Consider the following 14,735-nt stretch of genomic DNA (forward strand, 5'->3'; position numbering starts at 1 on the left):
GGCCTCGTTTTCTTCCTAGCGCGGCATGTAGCCCAAGTGCCAGCGCCGGGGAATCTTCAGTGATACCAGCCCCAGCACGGCGGCCAATGCGCCACTGACCAGCAGCGCCTTGAGCCCGAGCTGGTGCTCCAGCACCGCGCCGATCACGGCGCCCACGAACATGCCGACCCACGGCACCAATTGCACCCGCCAACCATTACGCCGCTCCCCCAGTATCCAGCGCCCCAGCCCGCGGCCAAAACGTGAGAGCGCGCCGGTCACATAGGTCAGGCCCACCGGCAAACCATTGACCTCTTCCACGGCCGCATTGAGCATGCCCATGGCCAGGATCGCCGCCAGCAGCGCCGGCAACGTATCGTCGAAGGGCCACAGCGCCGCGCCGCACAACAAGGCGGCGATGCACAGCAGCAAAGGCAGCGCATGCCGGCGGCTGAAGCGGCTGACCACTACACCCAGGGCGTTGCCCAGCACAAACATCGCCACCAGCAACAGCAGGCGCCCGGTCAGGCCCAGGTCGCCGGCGCTGATCGCCACCGCCAGGCGCGTGGTATTGCCGCTCATGAATGAAACAAAATCCCCGCTGGCCATAAAGCCAATCGCATCGGTCATGCCCGCCAGCACCGACAGGCTGGCCACCAGCATCAAGCCGACCCGCCCGCGCCAGCGTTGGCGATGGGCAAGTGCTGCATTGGCGTAAGGCCTTTGGGACGAAGGCAACATAGGACCGGGCTCCGCGGTGAGATTATTCGGCCACTACCGTAGGACGCTTCGGCCGCGCGTGCAATGACCTCAGACACTTTCCAGTCGCCAGCCGCCGGGCTGCCAGATCAAATGGTGGGTCGGCCGGATCGCCTGGATGAACGCCTCGTCATGGGATACCGCGACAATCGCCCCGGTAAACCCGCGCAGCGCCTGTTCAAAGGCCAGTACCGATTCCAGGTCCAGAGGGTTGGTGGGCTCGTCCAGCAATAGCAGTTGCGCCGGGGAATCGCGCCACAAGGCGATCGCCATTGCGGCTTTCAAGCGTTCGCCGCCGCTCAGTTGGCCGGTGGGTTGGGTGACGCGCACCGCGTCCAGTTGCAACAAGGCCAGGCGCGTGCGCAGCTCGGCTTCGGCCAGAGGCGTGTCGAGCAGGTTGAGTTGTTCGACGATGGAACGCTCATCCATCAGCAGCGCCAGGTGCTGATCGATATACGCGGCGGGTATCGACACCGTGCAGGCGCCGCTGACCGCCTGCCATTGGCCTGCCAGCAGCTTGAGCAGCGTGGACTTGCCGCAACCGTTCGGCCCACGCACGGCCACGCGTACCGGGCCGATCAGGTTGAGCGAGAGGTAAGTCGCCGGCTGGTGCGGGTCGAGCCACGGCAGTTGCGCATGCTCCAGGGTGAGTAGGTGTCGGCCGTTGGGCAAGGCCGAGCCGGGCAGGGCGAGCAAGGTCGGGGTTTCATCGGCGACACGCGCATAAGCCTGGCGCACCTGCCCATCCAGCTCATTCTTGTAGGCGTGGTGAGCGCTGCGCACCGTGCTGACGATTTCCTTGGCGGCGCCTTTCCAGCGAGCTTTGGTAAAGCGATCAACGTTGGCGGTTTCGGCGTGCTTGCGTGAGCGTGCGGCATTGCGTTGCAGGTTGTCGTGATCTTTTTGCAGGCGCTTGCGTTCGCGGCTGCGTTGCAGGCGAGCATGCTCGAGCGCCATGGCGGCAGCGTGCTGCTCGGTATCGCGCTGCTGGCGATAGGCAGCGTAATTGCCGCCATACACACGCATGCCAAGGGGCGACAGCTCGACGATGCGCGCCAGGGTATTGAGCAGCTGTCGATCATGGCTGACCACCACCAAACCGCCGCGCCACTCGCGCAAAACCCGCAGCAGCCACTCGCGTCCATGGCTGTCGAGGTGGTTGGTGGGTTCATCCAGCACCAGCAGATCCGGCGCCGCCAATAGCGCACCGATGACGGCAACCCTGGCCAACTGGCCGCCACTCAGCTGATTGGCTGGCGCGTCAAAGCCGAGCGCGTGTAAACCTGCGCCATCGAGTGCGGCACGCAAGCGTTCGGCAAGGTCCCAGCGATCTTCAATCAGCTCAAGGTCACCGGCCCGGGCCTCGCCTCGGGCCATGCGCCCAAGCGCGGCCAGGGCTTGGGCGGTATCGGTGATCTGCGCAAGGCTTGCTCCCGGTTGCAGCGTCAGGCTCTGTGCGACGTAAGCTACGCGGGCCTTGCCGTCCAGCGTACCGGAAGAGGGCGCAAGCACCCCGGCAAGCAGCTTCGCCAGGATACTTTTACCGCGACCATTACGGCCGACAATCCCGGTGGGTGTGTAATCAATGGACAGGGTGAGGTCGTCCAGCAAGGTTTCGCCATTGGCGAACTGGAAGCACACGTGTTGCAGGGAAACCAATACGGGCAGGCGTTTGACGTCAGTCATCAGCACCTCCAAAAAAATGTCGAACAGGCCAACAAGCGCGCCAGGCGGCTGGTTGCAGGTACATTTTGGAAGGCTTAGTGGTTCACGTCGGCGCTCATCCCGTGAGTCAGAAGGGACCCGAAGGCTAACCCGGCTTGGCGCCCTTGGGCAAGTCGCTGGCCAATTGCTCGAGGAACATCGCCAGCGCGACTTCTTCGGCTTTGAGGCCCTTGCGCACCCGTGGTTTGGGCAGTTTGGACAGTTCGCCCAGGCTGAAATGCTCCAGCACGGCAGGGTGGATGTAGCACTTGCGGCACACTGCCGGCGTATTGCCCAACTGCTTGGCGACATCTTTAACCATCGCCACCACGTGGCGCTTGGCATCGGATTCGGGCTGCCACTCCAACTCGCGCAACACCGCCAGGGCCATGGCGGTACCGGCCCAGGTGCGGTAATCCTTGGCGGTGAAATCGGCGCCGGTGAGGCTGTGCAAATAGGCATTCACGTCGTGGGAACTGACAGTGTGGCGCTCGCCGTCTTCGTCCAGGTACTGAAACAGATTCTGCCCCGGCAACTCCAGGCAGCGCTTGACCACCGTGGCCAGGCGCCGGTCCTTGACGCTGACCTGGTGCTCGACGCCACTCTTGCCGCGAAACTGGAACTGGATCTCGCTGCCCTTGATGTCCACATGGCGGTTGCGCAGGGTGGTCAGCCCGTAGGATTTGTTGTCGCGGGCATATTGGGTGTTGCCGACGCGGATCAGTGTGGCGTCCAGCAGCATCACCACGGTGGCCAGGACTTTTTCACGGGTGAACCCCGGCGCGGCGATTTGCGCTTCCAATTGCTTGCGCAGTTTGGGCAAGGCATTGCCGAACTCTTGCAGGCGCGAGTATTTGTCGGTGTCGCGCACTTCGCGCCAGCGCGCGTGATAGCGGTACTGCTTACGGCCTCGGGCATCACGGCCGGTGGCTTGCAGATGCCCGCGCGGGTCGGCGCAGATCCATACATCGGTGTAGGCCGGTGGCACGGCCAGGGCATTCAGGCGTTTGATTTCATCGGCATCGGTGATGCGCTGGCCTTTGGGGTCGACGTAGTGAAACGTGCCACGCAGCTTTTTGCGGCGGATGCCGGGTTGGGTGTCGTCCACATAATGCAGGTCGCGGGGCAGGTCGGCAGGCAGCGCAGAGTCGGGCATGGTGCAGGTTCCTTGGCAACAGATCAGGCCGGTATACCTGATTGACCACAGGGTGTTGCGCGGGTGCCAAATACTTACGCCAACACCGCCACCGCCTTGATTTGCGCCCACAACGCCTGGCCCGGATGCAGGTGCAGCTGGTCGCGGGAGAAGCGGGTAATCCTCGCCAGCAGCGGCGTACCGCCGGCATCCAGGCGCACCAGCACGTGGGCGCTGTTGTCCGCCGCTATTTCCTGGGTGACCGTCACCGGCAAGCGGTTGAGGATGCTGCTGGCTTCCTCGGCGTGCAGGCTGAGGCTGACGTCGCGCGCCTGCACCTTGACCCGCAACGGTTTGCCCAACGCCAGCGGTGCATGAGCCACGCGCATTTGCAACGGGCTGTCGGGCAATTGCAGGGTGAGCAGTTGATAGTGTTCATCGTAGGCAAGCACGCTGCCATTGATGACCACCCCGGCGTCATCGCCCAGCGCCATCGGCAAGTCCAGGCGTGCCAGGGTTTCGCCGATGGGGCCGCTGGCCAGGGCCTTGCCGTCACTTAACAGCACGATGTGATCGGCCAGGCGCGCGACCTCGTCCTGGGCATGGCTGACGTACAGCACCGGAATATCCAACTCATCGTGCAGGCGTTCGAGGTAGGGCAGAATCTCGCTTTTGCGCTTGCTGTCCAGGGCCGCCAGGGGTTCATCCATCAACAACAACTGCGGGCTGGTGAGCAGCGCGCGGGCGATGCCGACGCGCTGACGTTCGCCGCCGGACAAGTGCTGCGGGTGGCGTTCAAGCAAGTGGCCAATGCCGAGCAGTTCGGCCGCCTGGGCCAGGTGCACGCGGCGAAGCGAGCGTGCAATACGCTTGAGGCCGAATTCCAGATTGGCGCGCACCGACAAATGCGCAAACAGGCTCGCCTCCTGGAACACATAACCCAATGCGCGCTTATGCGGCGGCACAAATATGCCGTTGCGGCTGTCTTGCCAGACCTCACCGTTAATTTGGACCAACCCGTCTGCAGCCCGCTCAAGCCCGGCGATACAGCGCAGGCAGGTGGTCTTGCCGGAGCCGGAATGCCCATACAGTGCGGTTACGCCACGGCCGGGCAGGTGCAGGTCCACGTCCAGCGCAAAACCTGGGTACTTCACGTTCAGGCGTACATCAATCATGGCGGTCAGCTCCAACCCATCCTGGTTTTACGGCTGGAATAGAGCGCCAGCAATACGAGAAAAGCGAACACCACCATGGAGCCGGCCAGCCAGTGGGCCTGGGCGTATTCCATGGCCTCGACGTGGTCGTAGATCTGCACCGAGACCACGCGGGTCTTGTCGGGGATATTGCCGCCGATCATCAGCACCACGCCGAACTCACCGACGGTGTGGGCGAAGCCCAGAATCGAGGCGGTGATAAAACCTGGGCGGGCCAGGGGCAGGAGCACCGTGAAAAATGTGTCCCAAGGGTTGGCGCGCAGCGTCGCCGCCACTTCCAGTGGGCGCGTGCCAATGGCGGAGAAGGCGTTTTGCAGCGGCTGCACCACAAACGGCATGGAATAGATCACCGAGCCGATCACCAGCCCGGCGAAACTGAACGTCAGGGTGCCCAGGCCCAGCCATTGGGTGAACTGGCCGAAATAACCGTTGGGGCCCATGGTCAACAGCAGGTAAAAACCGATGACCGTCGGTGGCAACACCAACGGCAACGCGACAATCGCGCCTATGGGGCCGCGCCACCAGGAGCGGGTGCGCGACAGCCACAGGGCAATCGGAGTGCCGATGATCAGCAAGATCACAGTGGTCAGTGACGCCAGTTTGAGGGTCAACCAGATGGCGGAAAAATCGGCACTCGACAGCGGCATGTTCAGTGGGCCAATTCGTAACCGTAGGACTTGATCACCGCAGCGGCTTTTGGCCCCTTGAGGTATTCAACCAAGGCTTTGGCCGCCGCGCTGTCCTTGCCTTTATTGAGGATCACCGCGTCTTGCTTGATCGGGTCATGCATGGCCGCCGGAACGATCCACGCCGAACCGCTGGTGACCTTGCCGTCCTTGTAGATCTGCGACAGCGCGACAAAACCCAGCTCGGCGTTGCCGGTGGACACGAACTGGTAGGCCTGGGTGATGTTCTGGCCTTCGACCAGTTTGTCCCTGACCTTCTCGGTCAAGCCTTCTTTAGCCAGCACTTGAGTGGCCGCCAGGCCATAAGGCGCCGCTTTCGGGTTGGCGATGGACAGGTGTTTGAAGTCGTTTTTCTTCAGCACGTCGCCCCTGGCATCCACATAACCTTCTTTGGCCGACCACAGCGCCAGGGTGCCGACCGCGTAGGTGAAGCGTGAACCTTTGACCGTGTCGCCTTCGCTTTCAAGCTTTTGCGGGGTGGTGTCATCGGCGCTGAGGAACACTTCGAACGGCGCGCCGTTCTTGATCTGGGTATAGAACTGGCCGGTAGCGCCGTAGGCGGCGACCAGTTTGTGGCCGGTGTCTTTTTCGAAATCGGCGGCCATCGCCTGGATCGGCGCGGTGAAGTTGGCGGCGACAGCCACCTGGACTTCATCGGCGTGGGCAGTGCCGAAGGCAAAGGCGGCAATAAGGGGGGCCAGGCGTGAAGCGCGGATCATCATGAAGCAGCTCCTTGGGGGTGTACGGCATGCTCTAGGTAAAAGGCTTTACCGCTATGTATGAGAATATATAGCGGTTGGCCATTGCCGGTACAGTGCAAAGTTGCCCCAAGTGTCAGTCGCGCTTGAGCCTGGCCAGCACCTGTTCGGCCAGCTGACGGGTCAGGTCATACGTGGAAATATCTCTACCCAGACGCAGTGCCTGGCCTGCCCACAGGTTGCTGAAGCCGGCTTCATCCCTGGCCTTGAGCGGCATCAGGGCGCCGCCAGAGGTGGGGAATGCCGGTGCCGTTGGGTTGATCGCGCCCAGTTCACGCATCACCCGATTGACGATGCCGCGCGCCGGGCGGCCGGTGAACAGGTTGGTCAGCGCGGTTTCGCTGGCCTGGGCGTGACGCAGTGCATGGTGGTGGGACGCGCTGACATTGGCTTCGGGAGTAAACAGGTACGCGGTGCCGATTTGCACCGCCGAGGCACCCAGGGCCAATGCCGCGACGACGCCGCGTGCATCGCCAATGCCGCCTGCGGCGATCACCGGCACCTTCACCGCGTCGACCATTTGCGGCACCAGCGCCATCAAGCCGATTTGGGTGTTGAGGTCGTCACTGAGGAAAATCCCTCGGTGCCCGCCCGCTTCAATGCCCATTGCAATGATTGCATCGCAGCCATGCTGTTCGAGCCATATGGCTTCTTCAACGGTGGTCGCCGAGGACAGCACCTTGGCACCGGTGGCTTTAACCCGATCGAGCAAGGCTTTCTCGGGTAGCCCAAAGTGAAAGCTCACCACCTCGGGGCGAAACTCTTCGACGACTTTGCAGGCGGCTTCGTTGAACGGCGCGCGGTTGGACACCGGGGTGGGTGCATCAAAATCGGCGCCCAGTTCGCGGTAGTAGGGTTCCAGCAACGCCTTCCAGCGCTGGTCACGCGCTTGATCAGCCGGTGGCGGTTGGTGGCAGAAGAAATTGACGTTGATCGGGCCATTGCTGGCTTGGCGAATGGTGCTCAAGGCTTCGCGCAGTTGCTCGATGCTCAGCGCGGCGGCGGGCATTGAGCCCAAGGCGCCGGCCTGATTGGCGGCAATGACCATCGCGGTGGTGGTGGCGCCGGCCATCGGCGCCTGGATGATCGGCACGTCGATGCCCAGCAGGTCGAGAATGCGGGTGTCTGGCCAGGTGCTCATGGGATGCGTCTCCAGCGTGAGTAAGACTTTGCGCTGTTTTAGCAGGGCCATTGGTACCCGGCCAGTCTGTTTTATTCACTGGACGAGGTAGCGGTTTCGTGCCTTGGCGTCAGTCGATGGCATGCCCCAATACCGTATGAATGCGTTCGGCGATATGCGCGACGTGGGTTTCCAGCGCGAAGTGGCCGGTGTCCAGCAACTCGACCACGGCATTGGCATTGTCGCCCTTGTAGGCGTGGGCGCCGGGTGGAATGAAGAACGGGTCGTGCTCGCCCCAGATCACTAGCGTTGGCAACTGTGTGGCTTTGAAAAATGCCTGGAATTGCGGGTACAGGGTGAGGTTGTTGCGGTAGTCGAGAAACAGGTCCAACTGGATCTCGTCGTTGCCGGGGCGCTGCATCAACAGCACATCAAGCATGTAGGACTCCGGCGCAATCAACTCAGGTGTACTCACGCCGTGCAGGTATTGGTAGCGCGTGCCTTCCAGGCTGATCACCGCGTTGCGGATCACCTCGCGGTTGGCCTGGCTGGGCTCGGCCCAATAGGCACGAATCGGTGCCCAGGCATCGCCGAGGCCTTCCAGGTAAGCGTTGCCATTTTGCGAGACCAGCGCGCTGACCCGCTGTGGGTGCGCCACCGCCAGCCTCAGGCCAACCGGTGCGCCGTAATCGAAGACGTACAGGGCGTAGCGCGTGAGTTTCAGTGCATCGACAAAATGCCCCACGGTGGTTGCCAGGTTGTCGAAGCTGTAGTGGTAGTCGCGTTCTGCAGGCACTTCGGTAAAGCCGAAACCTGGCAAGTCCGGCGCGATCACCCGAAACCGCGTGGCCAGCAGCGGGATCAGGTCGCGGTACATATGCGAGGAACTCGGAAAGCCGTGCAGCAGCAACATCACCGGGGCCGCCGGGTCGCCGGCTTCACGGTAGAACATGCGCACGCCGTCGGCGTCAACGTGGTGGTAGCGAACGACAGGGGCTTGGATAGACATGATCAGTACGCCTTTTGTAACTTGATTGGTTTGTTTTAGTGGTTACATCCTCTAAAAATCTGCGCTCAAATTTGTAACCTGTCAAACGTTTTATACCGGTTATAAAATTGCCGGGTGTAACTACACAAAAATGAAAATAACGGTTACGATCGCGCCGTGATCAAGAGGATTCACCATGGCCATCTCTACGCCCTCAGTTGCACCGCTCGAACCTTATGTCCTGGCCGATGAGCCCGTGCTGGACATGCTCAATACCCTGGCGACTATCGACGGCGTGCCGTGGGACTTCTGGCAGGCGGACGCGGACGTGCAGCGTTGGCTGGTGCGTTTGCAGTGGGCCGAGGCGGGCGGCATTCCGGTATTTGCAGACGGTGCGTTGCTGCGCGCCGCGCGGGAGCTGCGTGAGGTGATTCGTGAATTGGTCGCCGCACGCAAGCAGGGCCAGGCGGGCAACCCGGCGGCCCTCAATGGCTTTTTGCGCAAGGCGGTGAGCCACCCGCAGCTGCTTTGGCCGGCATCCGGCGCGCCGCAATTGGAGCGCCAACGCAAAGTGCAGACCGCCGAGCAATTGTTGTCGCCGCTTGCCGAGGCCGCGGCTAATTTATTGGTGGCAGGCGACTTCAACCTGATTCGCCGTTGCGAGCATCCGGAATGCATCCTGTGGTTTTATGACCGGACCAAGGCTCACAAGCGCCGCTGGTGCAGCATGGCCTTGTGTGGCAATCGGCATAAGGTGGCCGAATTCCGTAAACGAAAACTGGGGCTTTAACGGCGCGGGCGCTGCAAGCGATCAAATAACAGCCGGTGTCTATATCGGTATTCCCTAGGGTTTCACCGACTGTTCGCGCTCCAACAGTTGCCGTTTGCGCTCTACGCCCCAGCGGTAGCCCGACAGCTCTCCATCACTGCGCACCACGCGGTGGCAGGGTATCGCCACCGCCAGGCTGTTGGCGCCACACGCCTGGGCCACCGCACGAAACGACTTGGGCGCGCCGATCTGCGCAGCTATCTGCGCGTAGCTGGCGGTGCTGCCCACCGGGATGTCGCGCAGTGCTTGCCACACCCGTTCCTGAAAGGCAGTGCCGCGCAAATCCAGGGGCAAATTCAAACCCAGGGCAGGGGCTTCGATAAAACCCACGACCTGGGCGATCAACTGTTCGAATTCATGATCTGCACCGACCAGTTCGGCTTTGGGGAACTGGTCTTGCAGGTCGCGCAGCAGGGCGTCCGGGTCATCGCCCAATAAAATCGCACACACGCCGCGTTGGCTTTGCGCCACCAGAATCGCCCCCAGCGAACATTGGCCCACGGCAAACAAAATCGTGCTGTTGGTGCCGCCGGCTTTGTAGTCGCTGGGCTTCATGCCAAGCACTTGATTGGCGGATTCATAAAAGCGGCTGTTGGAATTAAAACCCGCGTCATACAACGCATCCGTCACCGAATGCTCGCCCTTGAGGCTGTGGCGGACTTTGCGCGAACGCAAGGCGTTGGCGTAGGCCTTGGGTGTCAGCCCGGTCACCGCTTTGAATACGCGGTGAAAATGGAACACGCTTAGCCCGGCGCCATGGGCGAGGGCTTCCAGGCTGGGCGCGGTTTCGGCCTGCTCGATCTGCCTGCATGCCTCGGCCACCAGCTGGGCGTGATGGGCCGCCAATTGCGTCTGGTCGCCGGCCGCGCGTTTGCTCGGGCGATAACCGGCCGCTTCAGCTTGTGCCGGGGTGTCGAAGAACTCGATGTTTTCCCGGCGTGGCAACCGCGAGGCGCTGCTGGGGCGGCCATACACGCCGGTGGTTTTAACGCCGTAGACAAACACGGCGTCGGCCTTGGCATCGCGGGCGACGATAGCGGCCCAGCGTGGGTCTTGTTCGGTGGTCATGGCCTGCACTCTTGACGGATCACGGCCAGATTAACCGCGTTGCTGATGGCCGACACTCTGAAGCTTGCGGTCAAATTAGCCGGCGGTGCGAAAGGTCAGGTTGATGCGCTGCGGGCCCATGACCGCATGCACGCCTTCCTTGATTGGCATCACCCCATGAAAACGCAAGCGATCGACACCGCCCCAGACCACTACGTCGCCGTGGAACAGTGAGATTTTTTGAGTTTTGCTGCTGCGCTCATGGCCGCCAAACAGAAAGATCGCCGGCAGGCCCAAGGAGACTGAAACCACAGGCGCGCTATAGGCGCGTTCGTTTTTATCCTGATGCAGGGACATCTTGGCGCCGGGCACATAGCGGTTGATCAGGCAGGCGTCCGGGGCAAACGCGCTGAAGCCAGCTTCGGCTGCGGCAAGCGTGGCCAATTCACGCAACGTCTCGGGCATAGCCGGCCAGGGCTGCTGATTGCGTGGGTCAATGGGGCTGTAGCGGTAGCCGGCGCTGTCGGTGGTCCAACCCAATGCGCCGCAACTGCTCAGCGCAGCCGACATGGTGAAACCGCCGGGCGTGACCATTTGCCGGAACGGCGATTGGGCCAACACACGTCGCAACTCGGGCAGCAGGCGGTCGATCCAGGGCAGAGCGAAGCCCTTTAGCACGTAGGACTCTTCGCCAATCTGCTCGCGCCCCGCCGGTTGCTGCAAGGCATCCTCGGCGAACAGATCAGCCGTCGGGCCTGGCATGGTTTACAGCGCCTTGCTCACGGTGATGTCGGTGATTTCATCGGTGGCATCGTGGATTTTTGCCAGGGCTTCCTTGGCTTCTTCAACGCTTCCCGATTGCAGCAGGGCGAATTCAAAGCGACGTTCGCCATTGAGCTTGTACTTCATAACGTATTTAGTCACAGCGGTTTTCCTGTCGAGGGTTCGGCTCAGCTTAGTTTGGTGCTGGTGCGGCGAACAATGCGAATCTTGTGGGACAACGCAGGTTTGCGGGTAACGCTGATGGCGCGGCGCGTGACCACATCCAGGGTAATGTTCCAGAACCCGGTGCTGGGGGCGGTGATTTTCGCCGGGAATTTGTCAAACGCGCCGCCATGGTAGGTGTGGCGGCCGCCGTTCTTGAAACTGCGGAAATTGGCATCGCTCATCAGGCGAATGTTGCAGGTCTGCGAGCATTCGATGACAACGATGTCGCCCTCGTTGAGGTGCTCGCGCTGGTGGATGAATTTCATGGGGGTGTCTCCAGAAGGGCTTTTTCTGAAAAATCAGAATGATACGTAGGTTAAGATAGAGTTTATCAGCCCTGACGCGATTATTATCGGGTCGTCGTCGACGACTTCGACAATTTAAAACAGTTATTTCCCGGGTTTTCAGAGATAAATCCTACATATGCGGGAGAAATTTCCTCTCTACGCTGTCGTAGGGTCTTTATCGGAGGTTTAAGTATGAAGTGGAGTGTGTTGGTTCTGGCCTTGGCGTTAGGTGGATGTGCTTCGGTTGCAGATATCAAGCAGACCCCGCCAACCTTAGTGGTTATTTCAGGCAAAAAACCGCCTGAATATGCCGCGTGTGTGGTCCGAAAACTGGAAGCGACGCGCCGGCCGCCGCAGATTGAGCCGCATAAGGACGGTGTACAGGTTATTGTGCCGCAGAAATTCTCGGCCGACCCTTCGGCAATCTTCGAGATCGAAGAGCGCTCCAGCGGCAGCAGTATCAAGCTCTATGAAAGCATGTCAAATGTGCCGATTCGCCCAGGCGACATCAAGAAAGCCGGGGAGGATTGCATCTCCGGCTGAGCCCCTGGTTTATCCGCGTACTGAACCCGATAGAAAAGCCTGACCCTGCCGTTGCAGCGTCAGGCTTTTTTTTGCGTCTATTGGAGTGTTCTCGCCTGAGGATCATTGCCCTACTGTTTGTAGGCCTATGCGTTTGTAGTCTAAGCCTATAACTATTAAGGGAGGAGCCGTGATGATGTTTCTGGAACGACTGTCGATAGGCAGTGCGTTGCTGTTGCTAGTGGGCAATGCCCACGCGCTGGCGGGAAAAAAGGTCTTTGCCGAAGGCGACTCACAGCCCGGCGCCATGCCCTGCGTAGCTTGCCGCGGCGGCGAAGGGCAGGGGCAGAAGGTCGGTGACAGCTATGTGATGCGGCCGCTGTGGGGCAAGGATTCCCACAGCTGGGACGCCGGCATGCATCGAATCAACACGGCTGCGTCGTTCATCCGGGTCAAGTTTCACGCCAATGACGGGGTCAATCTTTACGGTCAGACGGTAGAGGGCGTGCTGATCGGGCAGGGCATCCGTTAAACTGTCGGCCACTCAATGCGCCATTCAATGCAAAGATGCCGCTCAAACCCTGGGTTTGCGCGGCATTTGTCCTTCCTGGAAAGCCCGTCATGAAACGAGAACACGTTAAAGCCCGACATGCCGAAGGCCAGATAACGGCCACCCATGTCATCCAGAACCCCGCCGACCTGGGCGAGTGGATCGTATTTTTCAAGAAGAGCGGCGGTCGCAGTTACTTCCTGGTTGACGATCAGGACGAGGTTGAGTCATTCCCGCGCCTGGACGACCTGATCGAGACCTTGCGTGGCCTGGGGATCAAGTTCGCCGAAGTTCATCTGTAGCGCGCAGGGTTACTTGCACACCACCACGACGCTGCGGCTTTTGAAGTTGCCCACGTCCTTACCCAGAGTCTTGTCGCTTTCCTTGAGTGCCGGCGTGCCTTCGGTGCCGACGATGCGGTAGCCGGTGCCTGCACACGAAGCGTCAGCTTTTTCGTAGCAACTGGCCCACGAATTGGCCTCGCCCGAGCAGTCGATGGTCAGGCCTTGCTCGCCGTTTTTCAGGTAGGTGTCGGACGTGGTGGTGCAGCCGGTCATCAGCGCCAGGGCCGCAGTCAGTGCCAGAATCTTGTTCATGAGTTGGGTCGTCGTTGAGGGTGTAGGTGGGGCGCAGACACTGTCGTGGGGCGTTTTCAGCAAGATTATAGCGAACGGCCATCAAGGTACAGACAAACACAAAAAAGCCCCGTCGACCGGGGCTTTGTGCGCAAGCAATGACGCTCACTTTTTATCTTTTGGGCGCTTGCTCGATGCGTGGCCGGCTTCGTCCACAAACACTTCAGCCACCGCAACGGCCATGCTTTCGCTCGCGAATACCCCGGCGACGCTGTCGCCGTGGAAGTTGATCAGGTGCCAGCCGTCCGCTCGCTTGGTGATCAGGTAGCCGTTTACGCCTTTGGGTTCTGACATCTATCAATCTCGTGGTGTGGTTCAGGCGAACAATGATAGCGCCAATTGGCCCCAAGGCGCGCAAGTTGTTGCAGGCCAGTGCCGTGCAGCGAAAAGCGTGCTAAAACCATTGAGGCGCTCGTAAGCGAAGGGGCGATGACGGGTTATATCGCCTCCCGAATAAATGCTCTTCGTAGGATCAGCGGAACTTACGCGCACATTTTTTCTCTATGTTGACATCGCAACGCCAGCAGGACCCATTGTAAGGTGACTGCGGCCTGATTAGACTGCGCCGAATTCCGTACGCACAGCCCTTTGTAAGGACTTATATGATCAAGAAATGCTTGTTCCCAGCAGCCGGTTACGGCACTCGCTTCTTGCCAGCGACCAAAGCCATGCCCAAAGAGATGCTGCCGGTGGTGAACAAGCCACTGATTCAGTACGGCGTCGAAGAGGCACTGGATGCCGGCCTGAACGAAATCTCCATCGTTACCGGCCGTGGTAAGCGCGCGCTGGAAGACCACTTCGACATCAGCTACGAGCTGGAAAACCAGATCAAGGGCACCGACAAGGAAAAGTACCTGGTCGGCATCCGTAAACTGCTCGACGAGTGCTCGTTCTCCTACACCCGTCAAACCCAGATGAAAGGCCTTGGCCACGCCATCCTCACCGGCCGCCCGCTGATCGGTGACGAACCGTTCGCCGTGGTCCTGGCGGACGACCTGTGCGTCAACCTGGAAGGCGACGGCGTACTGACCCAGATGGTCAAGCTGTACCAGAAATACCGTTGCACCATCGTTGCGGTTCAAGAGGTCGACCCTCAGGAAACCAACAAGTACGGCGTGATCGCCGGCGACGACATCGGTGATGGCCTGATCCGTGTGCGCGACATGGTTGAAAAGCCGGCGCCGGAAGATGCACCTTCGAACCTGGCGATCATCGGTCGTTACATCCTGACGCCGGACATCTTCAAGCTGATCGAAGAAACCGAGCCAGGCAAAGGCGGCGAGATTCAAATCACCGACGCCCTGTTGAAGCAAGCCAAAGATGGCTGCGTGATTGCCTACAAATTCAAAGGCCGTCGCTTCGACTGCGGTGGCGCTGAAGGCTACATTGAGGCCACCAACTTCTGCTACGAGCACTTCTACAAGACCGGTAAGGCTTACTGATTCACAGTAGCTCGCCCAAAAGCCACCTTCGGGTGGCTTTTTCGTTTTTCAGCCCCATGTAAGTCGGTATGCTGATGAGCTGCCGAGGAGAGT

Annotated in this window: 18 protein-coding genes and 1 pseudogene; 5 read left to right on the forward strand and 14 right to left on the reverse strand. The window is 60.6% G+C overall.

All coding sequences use genetic code 11. From position 1 onward, the window contains the following. Positions 1–15 precede the first annotated feature (15 nt). The 8 genes from BFP92_RS14185 to BFP92_RS14220 all read right to left on the reverse strand — a co-directional run bounded on the left by BFP92_RS14185 (position 16) and on the right by BFP92_RS14220 (position 8,364). Positions 16–720 (reverse strand): YoaK family protein, encoded by a 705-nt coding sequence (locus BFP92_RS14185; protein WP_058420356.1) that lies wholly within the window; start codon positions 718–720, stop codon positions 16–18. A gap of 69 nt (positions 721–789) precedes the next feature. Next, a complete protein-coding gene (locus BFP92_RS14190; protein ID WP_065929966.1) occupies positions 790–2,424 on the reverse strand; it encodes an ABC-F family ATP-binding cassette domain-containing protein in 1,635 nt (544 codons plus the stop codon). Between the two features lie 124 nt (positions 2,425–2,548). Beyond that, complete coding sequence (locus BFP92_RS14195) at positions 2,549–3,598, reverse strand: DNA topoisomerase IB (protein WP_065929967.1); 1,050 nt, start codon at positions 3,596–3,598, stop codon at positions 2,549–2,551. Positions 3,599–3,672: 74 nt separating this feature from the next. Beyond that, the gene (gene modC, locus BFP92_RS14200) at positions 3,673–4,752 is read right to left on the reverse strand and encodes a molybdenum ABC transporter ATP-binding protein (protein ID WP_065929968.1); all 1,080 of its coding nucleotides are present in this window, start codon (positions 4,750–4,752) and stop codon (positions 3,673–3,675) included. 5 nt (positions 4,753–4,757) lie between these two features. Further along, the gene (gene modB / locus BFP92_RS14205; RefSeq protein WP_170875842.1) at positions 4,758–5,444 is read right to left on the reverse strand and encodes a molybdate ABC transporter permease subunit; all 687 of its coding nucleotides are present in this window, start codon (positions 5,442–5,444) and stop codon (positions 4,758–4,760) included. Next, the gene (gene modA, locus BFP92_RS14210; RefSeq protein ID WP_239694273.1) at positions 5,441–6,196 is read right to left on the reverse strand and encodes a molybdate ABC transporter substrate-binding protein; all 756 of its coding nucleotides are present in this window, start codon (positions 6,194–6,196) and stop codon (positions 5,441–5,443) included. The genes modB and modA overlap by 4 nt, the downstream gene beginning before the upstream one ends. Positions 6,197–6,311: 115 nt before the next feature. Then, positions 6,312–7,376 carry an NAD(P)H-dependent flavin oxidoreductase gene (locus tag BFP92_RS14215; RefSeq protein ID WP_065929971.1) on the reverse strand — a complete coding sequence of 355 codons (1,065 nt, stop codon included), beginning with the start codon at positions 7,374–7,376 and terminating at the stop codon, positions 6,312–6,314. Between the two features lie 109 nt (positions 7,377–7,485). Beyond that, on the reverse strand, positions 7,486–8,364 hold the full coding sequence (locus BFP92_RS14220; RefSeq protein ID WP_065929972.1) for an alpha/beta fold hydrolase: 879 nt from the start codon (positions 8,362–8,364) through the stop codon (positions 7,486–7,488). 175 nt (positions 8,365–8,539) lie between these two features. On the opposite strand from BFP92_RS14220, the gene BFP92_RS14225 reads away from it, so the two are divergent. Then, entirely contained in the window at positions 8,540–9,133 is a 594-nt protein-coding gene (locus BFP92_RS14225; RefSeq protein ID WP_065929973.1) for a CGNR zinc finger domain-containing protein, read from the forward strand. Positions 9,134–9,187: 54 nt separating this feature from the next. Here the strand turns inward: BFP92_RS14225 and ada are convergent, their stop codons facing one another. The 4 genes from ada to BFP92_RS14240 all read right to left on the reverse strand — a co-directional run bounded on the left by ada (position 9,188) and on the right by BFP92_RS14240 (position 11,472). After that, the gene (gene ada, locus BFP92_RS14230; RefSeq protein ID WP_065929974.1) at positions 9,188–10,240 is read right to left on the reverse strand and encodes a bifunctional DNA-binding transcriptional regulator/O6-methylguanine-DNA methyltransferase Ada; all 1,053 of its coding nucleotides are present in this window, start codon (positions 10,238–10,240) and stop codon (positions 9,188–9,190) included. 75 nt (positions 10,241–10,315) lie between these two features. Continuing rightward, positions 10,316–10,981 (reverse strand): DNA oxidative demethylase AlkB, encoded by a 666-nt coding sequence (alkB, locus tag BFP92_RS14235; RefSeq protein WP_065929975.1) that lies wholly within the window; start codon positions 10,979–10,981, stop codon positions 10,316–10,318. A gap of 3 nt (positions 10,982–10,984) precedes the next feature. After that, positions 10,985–11,143 carry a hypothetical protein gene (locus tag BFP92_RS31715; protein WP_017135489.1) on the reverse strand — a complete coding sequence of 53 codons (159 nt, stop codon included), beginning with the start codon at positions 11,141–11,143 and terminating at the stop codon, positions 10,985–10,987. A 26-nt stretch (positions 11,144–11,169) separates the two neighbouring features. Next, positions 11,170–11,472 carry a DUF1883 domain-containing protein gene (locus BFP92_RS14240; protein WP_003173824.1) on the reverse strand — a complete coding sequence of 101 codons (303 nt, stop codon included), beginning with the start codon at positions 11,470–11,472 and terminating at the stop codon, positions 11,170–11,172. Positions 11,473–11,685: 213 nt separating this feature from the next. Between BFP92_RS14240 and BFP92_RS14245 the strand changes: the two genes are divergently transcribed. The 3 genes and pseudogenes from BFP92_RS14245 to BFP92_RS14255 all read left to right on the forward strand — a co-directional run bounded on the left by BFP92_RS14245 (position 11,686) and on the right by BFP92_RS14255 (position 12,867). Next, the gene (locus tag BFP92_RS14245) at positions 11,686–12,036 is read left to right on the forward strand and encodes a hypothetical protein (protein WP_065929976.1); all 351 of its coding nucleotides are present in this window, start codon (positions 11,686–11,688) and stop codon (positions 12,034–12,036) included. 316 nt (positions 12,037–12,352) lie between these two features. Next, positions 12,353–12,547, forward strand: a pseudogene (locus tag BFP92_RS31895) (cytochrome C); the annotation flags it as partial. A gap of 89 nt (positions 12,548–12,636) precedes the next feature. Then, positions 12,637–12,867, forward strand: a complete 231-nt coding sequence (locus tag BFP92_RS14255; RefSeq protein ID WP_065929978.1) for a hypothetical protein — start codon at positions 12,637–12,639, stop codon at positions 12,865–12,867. A gap of 9 nt (positions 12,868–12,876) precedes the next feature. Here BFP92_RS14255 and BFP92_RS14260 read toward each other — a convergent pair whose 3' ends face one another. Further along, on the reverse strand, positions 12,877–13,161 hold the full coding sequence (locus BFP92_RS14260) for a hypothetical protein (RefSeq protein ID WP_017135492.1): 285 nt from the start codon (positions 13,159–13,161) through the stop codon (positions 12,877–12,879). 144 nt (positions 13,162–13,305) lie between these two features. After that, positions 13,306–13,494, reverse strand: a complete 189-nt coding sequence (locus tag BFP92_RS14265; protein ID WP_017135493.1) for a hypothetical protein — start codon at positions 13,492–13,494, stop codon at positions 13,306–13,308. 308 nt (positions 13,495–13,802) lie between these two features. Between BFP92_RS14265 and galU the strand changes: the two genes are divergently transcribed. Beyond that, complete coding sequence (galU, locus tag BFP92_RS14270; protein WP_003212579.1) at positions 13,803–14,642, forward strand: UTP--glucose-1-phosphate uridylyltransferase GalU; 840 nt, start codon at positions 13,803–13,805, stop codon at positions 14,640–14,642. Positions 14,643–14,735: the final 93 nt, after the last annotated feature.

The organism is Pseudomonas sp. 58 R 3, assembly GCF_900006605.1.
GTDB classification, from domain to species: Bacteria; Pseudomonadota; Gammaproteobacteria; order Pseudomonadales; family Pseudomonadaceae; genus Aquipseudomonas; species Aquipseudomonas salomonii.

Bases quoted from the DNA above. Each gene is read 5' to 3' on its own strand.
- BFP92_RS14185 (WP_058420356.1), bottom strand. From the start codon at position 720: ATGTTGCCTTCGTCCCAAAGGCCTTACGCCAATGCAGCACTTGCCCAT.
- BFP92_RS14190 (WP_065929966.1), bottom strand. From the start codon at position 2,424: ATGACTGACGTCAAACGCCTGCCCGTATTGGTTTCCCTGCAACACGTG.
- BFP92_RS14195 (WP_065929967.1), bottom strand. From the start codon at position 3,598: ATGCCCGACTCTGCGCTGCCTGCCGACCTGCCCCGCGACCTGCATTAT.
- modC (WP_065929968.1), bottom strand. From the start codon at position 4,752: ATGATTGATGTACGCCTGAACGTGAAGTACCCAGGTTTTGCGCTGGAC.
- modA (WP_239694273.1), bottom strand. From the start codon at position 6,196: ATGATCCGCGCTTCACGCCTGGCCCCCCTTATTGCCGCCTTTGCCTTC.
- BFP92_RS14215 (WP_065929971.1), bottom strand. From the start codon at position 7,376: ATGAGCACCTGGCCAGACACCCGCATTCTCGACCTGCTGGGCATCGAC.
- BFP92_RS14220 (WP_065929972.1), bottom strand. From the start codon at position 8,364: ATGTCTATCCAAGCCCCTGTCGTTCGCTACCACCACGTTGACGCCGAC.
- BFP92_RS14225 (WP_065929973.1), top strand. From the start codon at position 8,540: ATGGCCATCTCTACGCCCTCAGTTGCACCGCTCGAACCTTATGTCCTG.
- ada (WP_065929974.1), bottom strand. From the start codon at position 10,240: ATGACCACCGAACAAGACCCACGCTGGGCCGCTATCGTCGCCCGCGAT.
- alkB (WP_065929975.1), bottom strand. From the start codon at position 10,981: ATGCCAGGCCCGACGGCTGATCTGTTCGCCGAGGATGCCTTGCAGCAA.
- BFP92_RS14240 (WP_003173824.1), bottom strand. From the start codon at position 11,472: ATGAAATTCATCCACCAGCGCGAGCACCTCAACGAGGGCGACATCGTT.
- BFP92_RS14245 (WP_065929976.1), top strand. From the start codon at position 11,686: ATGAAGTGGAGTGTGTTGGTTCTGGCCTTGGCGTTAGGTGGATGTGCT.
- BFP92_RS14255 (WP_065929978.1), top strand. From the start codon at position 12,637: ATGAAACGAGAACACGTTAAAGCCCGACATGCCGAAGGCCAGATAACG.
- BFP92_RS14260 (WP_017135492.1), bottom strand. From the start codon at position 13,161: ATGAACAAGATTCTGGCACTGACTGCGGCCCTGGCGCTGATGACCGGC.
- BFP92_RS14265 (WP_017135493.1), bottom strand. From the start codon at position 13,494: ATGTCAGAACCCAAAGGCGTAAACGGCTACCTGATCACCAAGCGAGCG.
- galU (WP_003212579.1), top strand. From the start codon at position 13,803: ATGATCAAGAAATGCTTGTTCCCAGCAGCCGGTTACGGCACTCGCTTC.